The sequence below is a fragment of the Phenylobacterium sp. genome, from assembly GCF_041920015.1.
GTDB lineage: Bacteria > Pseudomonadota > Alphaproteobacteria > Caulobacterales > Caulobacteraceae > Phenylobacterium.
The window spans coordinates 13,409-26,615 of record NZ_JAYRST010000025.1; the positions used below are offsets into that span (position 1 = coordinate 13,409).

Sequence of the window (13,207 nt, forward strand, 5' to 3'; positions counted from 1 at the left end):
GTCGAGTTTAGCTAGGACGTCTCGCCTGGCGCCAGCGCCTTGAGCGAGAGGGCGTGGACCTGCCCGGAAAGCTCCTGCGCCAGGGCCTTGTAGACCAGCCGCTGGCGCACCACTTTCGAGGCCCCCGCGAAGGCCGCGGACTCGATCAGCACGCTGAAATGACTTTCGCCCCCCGGCGTTGCGCCGGCATGGCCTGCATGCCGGGACGAGTCGTCCTCGATCTCCAGGCGCGTGGGCGCGAACGCTTCGGTGAGCTTGTGGTGGATGGCCTCAAATATGGCGCCCATCTGGGTGATGTTCAATTCTTGAAAGGGACTTCGGGAGCCTCATACTTGGCCCATGGCCGGTGCGTTTCAATACAAGCCTAAGTTCGTCGACATCCGGGTGCGGCCGCCGGCCTCCGAGGAGGAGGCCGCGCGCAACGACGACGTCTATACGCTGAAGCCCGGCGAGCGGGCCTGCGACCATCCGGGCTGCCGGGCGGCGGCGACCGCGCGCGCGCCCAAGTCGCGGGAAATGCTCAACGAACACTACTGGTTCTGCCAGCCGCACGCGGCCGAGTACAACAAGCAGTGGGACTTCTTCGCCGGCATGAGCGAGGGCGAAATCCGCCGCCGCCAGGCCCAGAGCGCGGTCGGCGACCGACCGACCTGGCAGTTCAAGGCCGGCAAGCTGTCGCGCGAGGCGGCTGCTGCGGCCCACGGCTTCGGCAAGGGCCAGGGCTATACCGACCCCTTCAATCTGTTCGGGACCGGCGCGCGGCCCCAGCACAAGGCCGAGGCCGACACCGGCCGCAAGCTGGGAAAGCTGGAGCGCAACGCCCTGGCCGACCTCGACCTCGACGAAGACGCCGACGGCCCCACGATCCGGGCCCGCTACATCGAGCTGGTCAAGCGCACCCACCCCGATTCCAACGGCGGCGACCGCTCGGCCGAACACAAGCTCCAGCGCGTCATCAAGGCCTACCAGCTCCTGAAGAAATCCAAGCTGGCCTGATGAACCTGTTCCTCCCCCGGTAAAGCAGGGGAGGAAATGGGCCGTGCCTCAGCCCCCCTGTGCCCTCACGCCGGATCTTCCGAGAAACCGCCGTGTCTCAATCCTTGAGCGCCTAGAGGCTGTTATGAACCTGAGGGCGGCCGTCCCCCACCCGATCGTCATAGCCGGGCTTGTCCCGGCTACCTATGATCTCCGCGTTTGCGGCAGGAAGCGTCGCACGGGCCGCTGATCCTTGCGATCCATCGGGTGTTCATGGGTAGCCGGGACAAGCCCGGCTATGACGATCTGTTTATGGATCAACTCCTTAGCCAAGCCATCGCTCCGGTCGCCGACGGCGCCAAGTCCCTAACAGCCTCTAGCCTGCCGACACCCTCCTGCCAGCAGGGTGTCGGCAGTCGGGAACAATCTCCCCGAGCGTCAGGCGGCGAGGCGAAGCCCCGGCCTGGCGCGGCGCAGGACCGCGCCGGCGCCCATGAACCCGCACACCATGAGCGCCCAGCTCGCGGGCTCCGGCACGGCCGAGGCGGCGCCGCCGACCTGCTCCAGCCGTACGTCGTCGATCAGCACGTCCCAGGCGTTGCCGTTTCCGGTCCCGACCAGCCGCAGCGTATAGTCGCCGGGCGCCAGCGCCGCGCTCCACGACTTCTCCGACCAGGTTCCGTTGCCGCCCAGGTGGGTGAACAGCCCCGACTGCGCGACCACGTCCTGGCCGCTCAGGATCTGGACCTGCAGGGTCGAGCCATCGAAGCCGGACTCCACGCCCATCGCCACCGCAAAATCGATCCCTATCGCCCCGGCTCCCAGCACGAAGTCCTGTGAGATCGTGTTGTAGAGCGTGATCCCACCCAGCGGCGACCAGTTCAGCGCCACATATTGAAAGCCCTCGGCGGCTGCGGCCGGCACGAGCCAGTACTCCACCGGCGCATGGTAGAGATCGGATACCGACGGATCGCCCAGCGTCCAGCCCGGCACGTATTGGGCGGTTTCGGCCGGCGCCGGATAGTGCTGGATATGGCCGCCGCTCGCCCCGTCCTCGTGCTGAAGCGGCAAGGTCGGCTCGGCCTCGAAGCCGCCGTTGGTCAGAAGATTGGCGCCGAAGGCCGGGCCGGCGGACATGAGGGCCGCGACGGCGACGGCAAGGAATCTTAACGACAAGGTGGGATGCTCCCCGAACAGTGTGATGTGTCGAGGGGTGTTCTAGGATCAGCGCCTCCCGGCGCTTTGTAGAAACTCGCCATCGCGCGCAGGGCCGAGCCTATGGAAGATCGCCAGCCCCTCGCGCCGCAGGTGCGTTTCTATCCGCCGACGCCCGGCCTGCGCGACCTAGTCACCGCCTACTACTTCGTCGACGTCCCGCCGGGGCGCCAGCTCGACCACCTGCATCCCGAATGGGCCAACATCAGGTTCGTGGTCGAGGGCGTCTGGAAATGGCGGATGAGGGAGGAAGCGCCCTGGTTCTCCACGCCCGCCGGGCTGTGGGGGCCCACCGACCGCACCGGGACCATCCTCACCGAAGGTGGGCTGGTCGTCGGCTTCGGGCTGACGCCCCTTGGCTGGAGCCGGCTGATCGGTGTGAGCGCCGAGCCCCATGCGAATGGGGCGATCGACCTTGGCGAACTCTGGGGTCCGGCCGCCGCCGAAATGCTGCAAAGCCTGTTGGAGAGCACGGACGATGCGGCTCGCGTGGCGGCTCTGGACGCCCGGCTCGGCCCGCGCGCCCAGGCCGCAGCCATCGTCGACCCGGCGGTCGGGCGCGCGGCCGGCGCCTTGCTGACCGGCGATATCCGCAGCATCGGCGCCTTCGCCCGACAGGTGGGCGTTTCGACGCGGACCCTCGACCGGCTCTGCCGGCGCGTGTTCGGCTTCGCGCCCAAGCGGCTGCTGCGCCGACAGCGTTTCCTGCGCACGCTCGAGCGGATCGGCGGGCGCGCCGGCCTGCCGCTCGGCGCCGTCCTCGACGAGGGCTACGCCGATCAGGCGCACTTCACCCGCGAATTTCGCGCCTTCATGGGCATGACCCCCAGCGCCTATTACGACCTGCCGCGCAACGTCCTGCGCCGCGCGGCCGAAAGCCGTCTCGCCGTCATCGGCCAACCCCTGCAAGGCCTCCACGGTGCGCCCGGCCAAGCCTGAGCCTGTATCTGCCGCCTAGCATACTCACTACAAGATTGACCCCGCGCCGCTCGAACCCAATATGAGTTCAAAAAACAGACTCGCGCATCGGGGGGACTATGAAGCGTGCTGGCGCCGCAAGGCGGATCGGAGTGTTTGCGGCCTCCTGGCTCGTGCTCGGGCTTCCGTCGCTTGCCTGGAGCGCGGAGCCTGCGCCCGAGGCGGCGTCGAGCTTCGCGGCCGGCTTCTTCACCCAGTATAACCCGACCACCGCCGCCGACATGGTGGCGCGGGTGCCGGGCTTCGACCTGCAGGACGGCGCCGAGCGCCGCGGTTTCGCGGCCAGTTCCGGCAACCTGCTGATCAACGGCGAGCGGCCGAGCTCCAAGGCCGTTCCCTCGGAAATCCTCAAGCGGATCCCGGCCGGCGCGGTGGTGCGGATCGAACTGCTCTCCGGCTCCGACGCCGGGTCGGACATTCGCGGCCAGTCGCAGATCGTCAATGTGGTGGTCGATCCCTCGGCCCTGCAGGGCGGGGCGACGACGGTCGCGGCGGGCCTGCGCTATATCCAGTATTCCAACCGCGTCGGCTGGGCGTTCCAGGCCTCGCGTTCCTTCGCCCTGTCGCCGAACGCCGACCTGGCGGTCGACATCCAGGCGCCCAACACCCTGGGCCGCAGCGTGAACCGCGAGGTGCTGCTCTCGGGCGCCGACGTGGTCCAGGGCTTTCGCTATCAGTACGGCCAGGCCCGCAATATGAGTCTGCAAGGCTCGGCGCACCTCAACTGGCGGGCCACGCCGCTGGATACGGTGAACGTCAACCTCCAGTACGTTCCCATCTGGAACTCCGGCGTCAACGCCCAGTACGAATCGGCGGTGAGCGGCGCCCTGCGCGGGCATGTCGAAGGCGAGACCGAGTACGACAACAACTACACCACCGAGGTCGGCGGCGACTGGGAGCATCGTTTCTCGCCGGTCCTGTCGCTGAAACTGATCGGCCTGGTCTCCAACACCAGCGTCGACCAGACCGACCGCTACGAGATCCACACCGCACCGGCGAGCGATCTCGTCCGCACCCAGGCGCGGACCACGCGGAGCGGCGAGCGGATCGCCCGCGCCCAGGTCAAGTGGGGCGCGCTGACCGGCCACGCCCTGGAGTTGGGCGCCGAGGGCGCGTTCAATTTCCGCGACACCACGCTCGACATCGTCAGCCAGGCGCCGGGCGGGCCGCCGGTCCGTACGCCCCTGCCGGTCGCCAACGCGCGGGTGGAAGAAGTGCGCGGGGAGGTGTTCGCCTCAGATTCCTGGCAGGCGAGCCCGGCCCTGACGCTGGAGGCCGGCGTCAATTTCGAGTTCTCCAAGATCAGCCAGACCGGCGACCAGCAGCAGGAGCGCAAGTTCAACTATCTGAAGCCGCGCGTCTCGGCGACCTATGTGGTCAGCCCACGGAACACCTTGCGTTTCAGCCTGTTGCGCGATGTCGCCCAGCTCGATTTCGCCGAGTTCAGCAGCGCGGTCGACTTCTTCAACGCCTCGGCGATCCAGGGCAATCCCGATCTCGTGCCGGAGACCGCCTGGAAGGCGCGGCTGGAGTGGGATACGCGCCTGGCCAGCCGCACGGCCCTGACGCTGGCCCTGTTCGCCGACCGGGTGCAGGACGTCCACGACCTCGTCGACATCGCCGGCTTCGACGCCTACGGCAATATCGGCGACGGCACGCGCCTGGGCGTCGAGGTGCGCGGCTCCACCCCGCTCGGGTTCCTCGGCCGGCCCAACGCCGAACTGCGCTTCAGCGGCCTCTATCAGCAGACCCGCGTCACCGACCCGATCACCGGCGAGGATCGTTCGTTCTCGGTCCCGGTCGAGCGCCAGGGCACGCCCTCCGGCTCGGCCACCCTGAACGGCGGCAACAAGGACTGGGCCTATCTGGTCAATTTCCGCGACAACTTGCCGAACATCTCCTCGGCCTGGGGGGCGACCCTCGTCCAGTGGGCCGGCCGCGACGAATACCGGCGCGCCGAGGCGTTCCACTATGTCCGCAAGACCCCGCGCCTCGATCTGTTCTTCGAGACGACGGCGATCAAGCCGGTGACGATCCGGCTCTACGCCAACAACGTCCTGGTGTCCTCGGAGGACCGCACCCGCACCTTCTATCTCGGCGACCGCGCCTCGGGCGTCGTGCAGCGCTACGAACTGCGCGAAGGCCTCGGCGGCCCCGAAGCCTCGCGCACCTACGGTTTCCTGATCTCGGGGCGGTTCTAGAGCGATGAAGGTCTTTCTGACGGGTGCGAGCGGCTACACCGGCGCGGTGGTGCTCGAGCATCTGCTCGCCGCCGGGCATGAGGTGGCCGCCCTGGCGCGGCCGCAGCGGATCGCCCAGCTTCCGGCGCAGGCGCGCCTGGCCTGGGTCGCCGGCGACTTCGCCCAGCCCGAGTTGATCCACGACCAGGCCAGGGCCGCCGACGCCGTGGTCCACATCGGCGCGGCGCACGATGTCGACAACGCCGAGATGGAGCGGCTCGACGGCCTGACCATCCGCGCCGTGGCCGATGCGCTGGCCGGCAGCGGCAAGGCCTTCGTCAACACCAGCGCCGCGCCGATCTATGGCGACACCGGCCCGCAGCCGCGCGACGAATCCGAGCCGATCGCCGCGCCCCTGGCCGGCCGCCTCTGGCGGCTGCGCCACGATCGCGAGACGGTGGCCATGACCGCGCGCGGCGTCCGCAGCGTGGTGATCCGCCCGCCCAATATCTACGGCCGCCGCGGCGGCGTGCCGCTCAAGCAGATCGAGCGCGCCCAGGCGGCCGGCAAGATCCGGGTGATCGGCGACGGCGACCGCCTGGCCAGCGGAATCCATGTCGACGCCCTGGCGCGTCTCTATCTGGCGGTGCTGGCCCAGGACACGGCGCAGGGCGTCTACAACGCCGCCTCCGACGAGGTCGTGCGCAGCATCGACGTCGCCCGCGTCATCGCCGAGCACTACGGGCCGGGGATCGAGGTGCAGTCCTGGCCGTTCGAGGCCGCTCACAAGGCCATGGGCGTCATGGCCGAGATCGCCGCCGTGAACTGCGTGATCAGCGCCGACCGCGCCCGCCGCGAACTGGGCTGGTCGCCCGTCGGCCCCAGCCTGATGGGCGAACTGGTGATAGGCTCCTACCGCGCCCTCGCACCGAATTCCTGAAATGGGGAACCGCCCATGACCGCTTCTGACGCCCTCGCAAAGGCCGACGCCCTCCACAAGGCGCTCATCGTCCTCGACGGGCACCTCGACATTCCGCTCGATTTCGGCGAGCCGGGGCGCGAGGCCGACGCCGACGGCCCCGGCCAGTTCGACCTGCCCAAGGCGCGCCGCGGCGGCCTGTCCGGCGCGACCGTTTGCGTGGCCGCGCCCCTGGCCCGCTCCACGCCGGCCGGCGTCGCCTCCGGCCGCGCCGCGCACGAGCGCAAGTTCGCGGCCATTCAGAAGATGGTCGAGACGTTCCCCGACCAGGCGGCCCTGGCCAAGTCCCCCGGACCACCTGCGCGAAATCGCCGCCAGCGGGTGCCTGGCCGTCACCCTGGCCCTGCAGAACGCCGCGCCCTTCGACGGCGAGCTGGAGGCGATCTCCGCCTGGGCGGCGCGCGGCGTGCAGATGATCGGCCTGACCTTCATCGGCAACAACGCCTTCGCCGACTCAGCCCGCCCCTATCCGTTCGCCGGCGCCCACGACAACGGAGGTCTGAGCGACCTGGGCCGCGAGGCGATCGGGCTGATGAACGACCTCGGGGTGATGGTCGATGTCTCCCAGTTCTCGGACGCGGCCCTGGCCGACACGCTGAAGGTGGCGAAGGCGCCGGTCATCGCCTCCCATTCGGCGCCGCGCGGCGTGCTCGAGACCCGCCGCAACCTGCCCGACGAGGACCTGCGCGCCATCGCCGACAATGGGGGCATGGTGAACATCGTCGGCTTCGCCAACTACCTGGCGCCCAACACCGCCGACGTGCACGACCAGCTTCGCGCCATGTGGATGCGCTATGGCCTCACCGACTGCCAGAAGATGGACGATGCGATCTTCCACCCGGCCACGGCCGAGTGGGAGGACGAACGCTTCTGGGAATTCCTGCACGAGTTCCACGTCATCCTGGACCTCGCCAATCCCCACGCCACGGTCGCCCACTATGTCGATGCGGTCGCCTATGTGGTCGACAAGATCGGCATCGAGCACGTGGGGCTGAGCTCCGACTTCAACCACGGCGGCGGCGTCCTCGGCTGGCGAAACAGCGGCGAGACCCGCAACGTGACCGCCGAACTCGTCCGCCGCGGCTTCAGCGACCAGGACATCGCCCGCCTCTGGGGCGAAAACTTCCTGGCCCTCTGGGGCAAGGTCCAAGCTGGCGCATCTTCCGCCGAAGTGGGCGCAGGTTCGGCGCAGAAAATGCTCTAAATTCAAAGAGGCTGAAGCGCATATTCATGGGCCGCCAGTCAGCCCATCGACCTCAGCGCCTCTATCGCCGCCGCCGCGCCCTTGCCGATCTCCGCCTCGATGGCGGCGACCTGCTCGAACGGCGCATGGGCGCGCGTGAAGACCGCCACCGCGAACGCCCGGCCGTCCGCATGGGTGATCACGCCAGCCTCGTTGCGAACCCGGCCGGTCAGGCTGCCGGTCTTGGCCGCGATGCTCGCCCCGTCCGGCAGGAAACGGCCCAGGCGCGTGCTCACCTGCTGGCCCATCACCTCCCGCAGCGCCGCGCAGGCCTGTGGCGGGGCCGCTTCGTCGCGCCAGGCCGCACGCAGCAGGCGGGTGATGTCCCGCGGGGTGGAGCGGTTGGTTCGCATCGGATCGAACGCCGTGGCCCCGTCCACCAGTGCGCGGTCGTTGCTTTGCGCAAACGCCTCAGGGCCCAGGTTTCCGGACCGCGCCGCCGCCAGTTCGGCGTAGCCCGCAAATCCGATCTCGACGGCCATTTCGTCGAACATGGTCGCAAGATCGCAGTCGACCACCGTGCTCGGACAGCCGCAGACCCCAAGGCGCGCATTGACGTTCTCGCGCCCCACCCGCGCCAGCAACAGGTCGGTCGCCGCATTGTCGCTGACGCTCATCATCTGCCGCGCAAGGTCGCGCAGCGATATCCTCACCGGATCGCTGAAGCTCGAAATCCCGGTCGGCCCGGCGGTGAGGTCCGCCGGGTCCAGGTCCAGGCGCTCGGCAGGGTCGAGACGGCCAGCGGCGACCTGAGCGTAGAACTCCAGCGCGACGAAGATCTTGAACACCGAGGCCAGCACGACCGGGTGGTCCGCATGGATGGCGACCTCGCTCGCGGTCGTCAGATCGAGCACATGCATCGCCACATCGCATCCGGCCCGGACGAAGCCCGCTTCGATCGCATCCGGCGTCATTGCGGCTGAACGGTGAGGAACGCTTCCCATGGCCGGCATCCTGCCGGCTCGGGATCGACAATGCACCCCCTAGCAAGGACAGCGGGCGGGGCGGCTATTTCGCCTGCAGGCGCAGTTCGCCGAGGATGCGGGCGAGGTCGCCTTCGCGAAAGGGCTTCTGGAGGACGGGGGAGCCCTTGTCGGCGTCGCGCAGGCCAGCGTCCCCATAGCCGGTGGCGAAGGCGAAGGGGGCGCCTTTTTCCCTCAGAAGGTCGGCGAGGGGGAAGATCGGTTGGCCGCCGAGGTTCACGTCCAGCACGGCGCAGTCGAGTTCGACCGAGTTGACCAGCTCCATGGCTTCTTCCAGCCGCGAAGCGGGGCCGACGACCTTGCATCCCAGGTCTTCGAGCATGTCCTCGATAAGCATCGAGACCATCATTTCGTCCTCGACCACGAGCACGCGCAGACCGGCCAGATCAGTCGTCGTGCTCATTTCGAAGGCTCCGGACCGCGCAAGGGTGACTCCTTCGGCATGCCTGCCAAAATTGAGCGAAGGCCGTTTTTGTACTTTAGATCAGGGGCTGGGGCGAGCGCTCAGTCACGCTCGGACCGGGCGGGCGCGGAGATCTTGAGTGCGGTGATGCGGTTGCGCTCGCGCCGGACGATCTGGAAGCGGTGGCCGTGGAAGGTCCAGGTCTGGCCGACCTTGGGAATGGTCTGGGCCTCGTGGATGACCAGGCCGGCGACGGTGACGGCATCGTCGTCGGGCAGGCTCCAGTCCAGCGCGCGGTTGAGGTCGCGGATGGCGACCCAGCCGTCGACCACCACCGAGCCGTCGGCCTGGCGGCGCACGCCTTCGAGGGCGCTGTCGTGCTCGTCCTCGATCTCGCCGACGATCTCCTCGAGGATGTCCTCCAGGGTGATGAGGCCGCGCAAGGCGCCGTATTCGTCGACCACCAGGGCGAAGTGGACCTGGCGCTTGAGGAAGGCGGCGAGCTGATCCTTCAGGGTGGTGGTCTCGGGGATGAACCAGGGCTCGCGGGCGAGGGCGGGGATGTCCAGCGCCTCCAGCTTCCCGCCCGAGGCGGCGAGCGCGGCCAGGACGTCCTTGGCGTGCAGCACGCCGACGATGTTCTCCGGATCGTCGCGGTAGAGCGGCACGCGGCTGTGGCCGGTTTCCAGCAGGTCGTCGAGCAGGGCCTTGGCCGGCTGGTCGGCGTCGATCATAGAGATGGCGCTGCGGTGGACCATGACCTGGGTCACGTCCATCTCCGACAGGTCCAGCACCCCGCCCAGCATGTGGCGGTCGCGCGCTTCGACCAGGCCCTCGGCATGGTGGTATTCGACCGCGCCGCGGATCTCCTCGTGGGCGGCCAGGACGTCGGTCTCCATGGAGAGGTTGATGCCGAAAGGCTTGAGGGTCCGGCGCACGATCCACTGGGCGCCGTTGGCGAGGGGCCCGAAGATGCGCACCACCCACCAGGTCGGGATCGAGAGGGCGCGGGCGACGTCGTCGGCGCGGGCGATGGCCAGCGTCTTGGGCAGGATCTCGCTGAAGACCACGATCAGCACGGTCATGACCGCCGTGGCGAGCAGGGCGCCGACCGGGCCGGGGAAGGCCGCCGACAGCGTCATGGTCGCGAGGGCCGAGGCGCCGATGTTGATGGCGTTGTTGGAGAGCAGGATGGCGCCGATCATCTTCTCCTGATCGGCCATCATGCGGTTGACGCGGCGGGCGGCGCGGTCGCCGTCGCGTTCGAGCTGATGCATTCGCGCGCGGCTGGCGGCGGTCATCGAGGTCTCGGCGGCCGAGATCAGGCCCGAGAGGCTGAGCAGGACGACCAGCGCGGGCGCCAGGCCCGCGAGGACGGCCACGACGCTCAAGGCAGAGCTCCCTCCGCCACCAGGAAGTCGCGGACGGCGGCGGCGTCGACGTCCTTGGCCACGAAAGTGTCGCCCAGGGCGCGGGCCAGCACGAAGGTCAGCTTGCCGCCCTCGGCCTTCTTGTCCTGGCCCATGTGGCGGACCAGGGCGTCCGCCGGGAAGGCGCCGGAGGCCACCTGCGAGAGGCGGGTCGGCAGGCCGGCGGCGGCGATGGCGGCTTCGGCGCGCTCGGCGGCCTGACCGCTGCACAGGCCCTGGGCGGCGGAGAAGCGGAAGGCGATGGCGCTGCCCGCCGCGACCGCTTCGCCGTGCAGCAGGGCCTCGCCGTAGCCGGTCTCGGCCTCCAGGGCGTGGCCGAAGGTGTGGCCGAGGTTGAGCAGGGCGCGGCGGCCGGCCTCCTTCTCGTCCTCGGCGACGATTTCGGCCTTCATCTCCACCGAGCGGGCGACGGCGTAGGCCAGGGCGTCGGGATCGCGGGCGAGGACCGCGGCGCTGTTGGCCTCCAGCCACTCGAAGAAGGCGAAGTCGCCCAGCAGGCCGTACTTGACCACCTCGGCGTAGCCGGCGCGCATTTCGCGGGCCGAAAGGGTGGCCAGGACGTCGAGGTCGGCCAGCACCAGGCGCGGCTGGTGGAAGGCGCCGATCAGGTTCTTGCCGTGCGGCGTGTCGATGGCGGTCTTGCCGCCGACCGAGGAGTCGACCTGGGCCAGCAGGGTGGTGGGGATCTGGATGAAGTCGATCCCGCGCTTGTAGATCGCCGCGGCGAAGCCGGCGAGGTCGCCGACCACCCCGCCGCCGAAGGCGATGATCAGGTCGCCGCGGTCGAGGCCCAGCGCCAGCAGGCGATCGGAGACGTCGGCCAGGCCCTCCCAGCTCTTGGTCTGCTCGCCCGGGGGCACGACGACCGGATGGCTCTCGATCCCCGCCGCGGCGAGGGCGGCGGTGAGGCGCGCGCCATGCAGGCCCCAGACCGTTGCGTCGCTGACGACGGCGGTGCGGCCGCGCTTCAGGAACGGGGCGCAGAGGGTCCCGGCGTCGTCCAGCAGGCCGTGACCGACCACCACGTCATAGGCGCGGGTCCCCAGTCCGACGGGGATGGTGCGGTTCATTGCGAGGGTTCCTGCAGGTGGGTGGCGAGCGCGCGGAGGATCTGGTCGACCGCGACGTGGTGGGGGGTGTCGCCGGTTTCGACCATGATGTCGGCCTCGGCGTAGATCGGATAGCGGGTCTCGGCGAGCTCGGTCAGCACCGCCAGCGGGTCCTTGCCCGAGACCAGGGGGCGGGTGTCCTTGCGCCCGATGCGGCGGGCGAGGATGTCGAGGTCGGCCTTGAGCCAGACCGAGACCGCCTTTTCCTTGATGAGGCGGCGGGTCTCGTCGTTCATGAAGGCGCCGCCGCCGGTGGCCAGCACGTGGGGCGGGTCTTCGAGCAGGCGGGTGATGACGCGGCGCTCGCCTTCGCGGAAGGCGGGCTCGCCCATCTCGGCGAAGATGTCGGGGATGGAGCGGCCGGCGGCCGTCTCGATCTCGTGATCGGCGTCGCGGAACGGCAGGTCGAGGGCGTTGGCCAGGCGGCGGCCGACGCTGGATTTGCCGACCCCCATGAGGCCCACGAGGGCGATGGTGCGGGCGCGCAGCGGTGTGTAACGGTCCATGAACGGCGCAGGTCTTACACGAGGCGGGAGGCTTGCGCCAACTGCGCTTGGGCGGAAGAGGTCGTAAGAGGCGATGGCGGACGGCGCGGCCTGGATCGAGGCGTTCCTGGAGATGATGGCCGGGGAGCGGGCCAGCGCGCGCAACACCCTGACCGCCTACGCCCGCGACCTGGCCGACGCCCAAGCCTTCCTGAAGCCGCGCGGCCATGACCTGGCCGGCGCCGCGGCCGAGGAGATCGAAGCCTATTTCGCGGCGCTGAGCGACCGGGGGCTGTCGCCGGCGACGGCGGCGCGGCGGCGCTCGGCGGTGCGGCAGTTCTATCGCTTCGTGCTGGGCGAAGGATGGCGGAGCGACGATCCCTCGCGGCGGGTGGACGCGCCCAAGAAGGGGCGGCCGCTGCCCAAGGTGCTGAGCCGCGCCGAGGTCGATGGGATCATCGCCGCGGCGGGGGCGCGGGACGGAGCGCAGGGACTGAGGCTCTCCTGCATGATCGAACTGGCCTACGCCTCGGGCCTGCGCATTTCGGAGCTGACCGCCTTGCCGTTGGCGGCGCTGGCGCGCGATCCGGCCTATCTGATCGTCAAGGGCAAGGGCGGCAAGGAGCGGCTGGCCCCGCTGAACGCGGCGGCGCGGGCGGCGGTGAAGGCCTATCTGGACGCGCGCAAGGACTTCCTGCCCAAGGGCGATGCGGCGAACCCGTGGCTGTTTCCTTCGCGCGGCAAGGCCGGGCGGCTGACGCCGAGGCGGTTCGCCCAACTGCTGGACGAGGCGGCGGCGGACGCCGGGATCGACCCGGCCCGGGTCAGCCCGCACGTGCTGCGCCACGCCTTTGCGACCCACCTGCTGGAAGGCGGGGCCGATCTGCGCATCGTCCAGAAGCTGCTGGGCCACGCCGATATCGCAACGACCCAGATCTACACCCACGTCGCCGGCGAGCGCCTGCGCGAGGTGGTGGAGACCAAGCACCCGCTGGGGCGGAAGGGGTAGCTGGGGAATAGATGCTCCCCCGTTGGGGGAGCTGTCGGCCAAATGGGCGACTGAGGGAGCTTGCTGAGTCAGCAGTCCCCCTCCGTCTCGGCGCTCTGCGCCGATCCACCTCCCCCAGAGGGGGAGGATTTAGAGGCCGGCCCTACGCTGGCGCTTCGGGCGTTCGTCGCGGCGATCGACAAATCGTTGTCGATCGCATCCGGCTCGCCAGAGCGAGC

At 69.5% G+C, this 13,207-nt stretch carries 13 protein-coding genes; 6 read left to right on the forward strand and 7 right to left on the reverse strand.

Translation table 11 applies throughout. The annotated features are described in order from the left end of the window. Positions 1-11 precede the first annotated feature (11 nt). Complete coding sequence (locus ACE3TL_RS07450) at positions 12-287, reverse strand: BolA family protein (RefSeq protein ID WP_374578087.1); 276 nt, start codon at positions 285-287, stop codon at positions 12-14. A gap of 52 nt (positions 288-339) precedes the next feature. Here ACE3TL_RS07450 and ACE3TL_RS07455 point away from each other — a divergent pair, with 52 nt between their 5' ends. After that, a complete protein-coding gene (locus ACE3TL_RS07455) occupies positions 340-996 on the forward strand; it encodes a J domain-containing protein (RefSeq protein WP_374578088.1) in 657 nt (218 codons plus the stop codon). Between the two features lie 417 nt (positions 997-1,413). Here ACE3TL_RS07455 and ACE3TL_RS07460 read toward each other — a convergent pair whose 3' ends face one another. Next, on the reverse strand, positions 1,414-2,151 hold the full coding sequence (locus ACE3TL_RS07460) for a hypothetical protein (RefSeq protein WP_374578089.1): 738 nt from the start codon (positions 2,149-2,151) through the stop codon (positions 1,414-1,416). A 102-nt stretch (positions 2,152-2,253) separates the two neighbouring features. On the opposite strand from ACE3TL_RS07460, the gene ACE3TL_RS07465 reads away from it, so the two are divergent. The 4 genes from ACE3TL_RS07465 (at position 2,254) to ACE3TL_RS07480 (ending at position 7,531) form a co-directional block, all read left to right on the forward strand. After that, positions 2,254-3,129 (forward strand): helix-turn-helix domain-containing protein, encoded by an 876-nt coding sequence (locus tag ACE3TL_RS07465; protein WP_374578090.1) that lies wholly within the window; start codon positions 2,254-2,256, stop codon positions 3,127-3,129. A gap of 98 nt (positions 3,130-3,227) precedes the next feature. Further along, a complete protein-coding gene (locus tag ACE3TL_RS07470; protein WP_374578091.1) occupies positions 3,228-5,369 on the forward strand; it encodes a TonB-dependent receptor plug domain-containing protein in 2,142 nt (713 codons plus the stop codon). Between the two features lie 4 nt (positions 5,370-5,373). Continuing rightward, on the forward strand, positions 5,374-6,288 hold the full coding sequence (locus ACE3TL_RS07475) for an NAD-dependent epimerase/dehydratase family protein (RefSeq protein WP_374578092.1): 915 nt from the start codon (positions 5,374-5,376) through the stop codon (positions 6,286-6,288). A 100-nt stretch (positions 6,289-6,388) separates the two neighbouring features. Beyond that, complete coding sequence (locus tag ACE3TL_RS07480) at positions 6,389-7,531, forward strand: dipeptidase (RefSeq protein WP_374578110.1); 1,143 nt, start codon at positions 6,389-6,391, stop codon at positions 7,529-7,531. A 38-nt stretch (positions 7,532-7,569) separates the two neighbouring features. Here the strand turns inward: ACE3TL_RS07480 and ACE3TL_RS07485 are convergent, their stop codons facing one another. From ACE3TL_RS07485 to ACE3TL_RS07505, 5 genes are all read right to left on the reverse strand, one after another. Then, a complete protein-coding gene (locus tag ACE3TL_RS07485; RefSeq protein WP_374578093.1) occupies positions 7,570-8,514 on the reverse strand; it encodes a serine hydrolase in 945 nt (314 codons plus the stop codon). Between the two features lie 64 nt (positions 8,515-8,578). After that, positions 8,579-8,956 carry a response regulator gene (locus ACE3TL_RS07490; protein ID WP_374578094.1) on the reverse strand — a complete coding sequence of 126 codons (378 nt, stop codon included), beginning with the start codon at positions 8,954-8,956 and terminating at the stop codon, positions 8,579-8,581. A gap of 101 nt (positions 8,957-9,057) precedes the next feature. Continuing rightward, a complete protein-coding gene (locus tag ACE3TL_RS07495) occupies positions 9,058-10,347 on the reverse strand; it encodes an HlyC/CorC family transporter (RefSeq protein ID WP_374578095.1) in 1,290 nt (429 codons plus the stop codon). After that, on the reverse strand, positions 10,344-11,456 hold the full coding sequence (gene aroB, locus ACE3TL_RS07500) for a 3-dehydroquinate synthase (protein ID WP_374578096.1): 1,113 nt from the start codon (positions 11,454-11,456) through the stop codon (positions 10,344-10,346). The genes ACE3TL_RS07495 and aroB overlap by 4 nt, the downstream gene beginning before the upstream one ends. Beyond that, complete coding sequence (locus ACE3TL_RS07505; RefSeq protein ID WP_374578097.1) at positions 11,453-12,001, reverse strand: shikimate kinase; 549 nt, start codon at positions 11,999-12,001, stop codon at positions 11,453-11,455. The genes aroB and ACE3TL_RS07505 overlap by 4 nt, the downstream gene beginning before the upstream one ends. 73 nt (positions 12,002-12,074) lie before the next feature. Here ACE3TL_RS07505 and ACE3TL_RS07510 point away from each other — a divergent pair, with 73 nt between their 5' ends. After that, complete coding sequence (locus tag ACE3TL_RS07510; RefSeq protein WP_374578098.1) at positions 12,075-12,989, forward strand: tyrosine recombinase; 915 nt, start codon at positions 12,075-12,077, stop codon at positions 12,987-12,989. Positions 12,990-13,207: the final 218 nt, after the last annotated feature.

Bases quoted from the DNA above. Each gene is read 5' to 3' on its own strand.
- ACE3TL_RS07450 (WP_374578087.1), bottom strand. From the start codon at position 287: ATGGGCGCCATATTTGAGGCCATCCACCACAAGCTCACCGAAGCGTTC.
- ACE3TL_RS07455 (WP_374578088.1), top strand. From the start codon at position 340: ATGGCCGGTGCGTTTCAATACAAGCCTAAGTTCGTCGACATCCGGGTG.
- ACE3TL_RS07465 (WP_374578090.1), top strand. From the start codon at position 2,254: ATGGAAGATCGCCAGCCCCTCGCGCCGCAGGTGCGTTTCTATCCGCCG.
- ACE3TL_RS07470 (WP_374578091.1), top strand. From the start codon at position 3,228: ATGAAGCGTGCTGGCGCCGCAAGGCGGATCGGAGTGTTTGCGGCCTCC.
- ACE3TL_RS07475 (WP_374578092.1), top strand. From the start codon at position 5,374: ATGAAGGTCTTTCTGACGGGTGCGAGCGGCTACACCGGCGCGGTGGTG.
- ACE3TL_RS07485 (WP_374578093.1), bottom strand. From the start codon at position 8,514: ATGGGAAGCGTTCCTCACCGTTCAGCCGCAATGACGCCGGATGCGATC.
- ACE3TL_RS07490 (WP_374578094.1), bottom strand. From the start codon at position 8,956: ATGAGCACGACGACTGATCTGGCCGGTCTGCGCGTGCTCGTGGTCGAG.
- aroB (WP_374578096.1), bottom strand. From the start codon at position 11,456: ATGAACCGCACCATCCCCGTCGGACTGGGGACCCGCGCCTATGACGTG.
- ACE3TL_RS07505 (WP_374578097.1), bottom strand. From the start codon at position 12,001: ATGGACCGTTACACACCGCTGCGCGCCCGCACCATCGCCCTCGTGGGC.
- ACE3TL_RS07510 (WP_374578098.1), top strand. From the start codon at position 12,075: ATGGCGGACGGCGCGGCCTGGATCGAGGCGTTCCTGGAGATGATGGCC.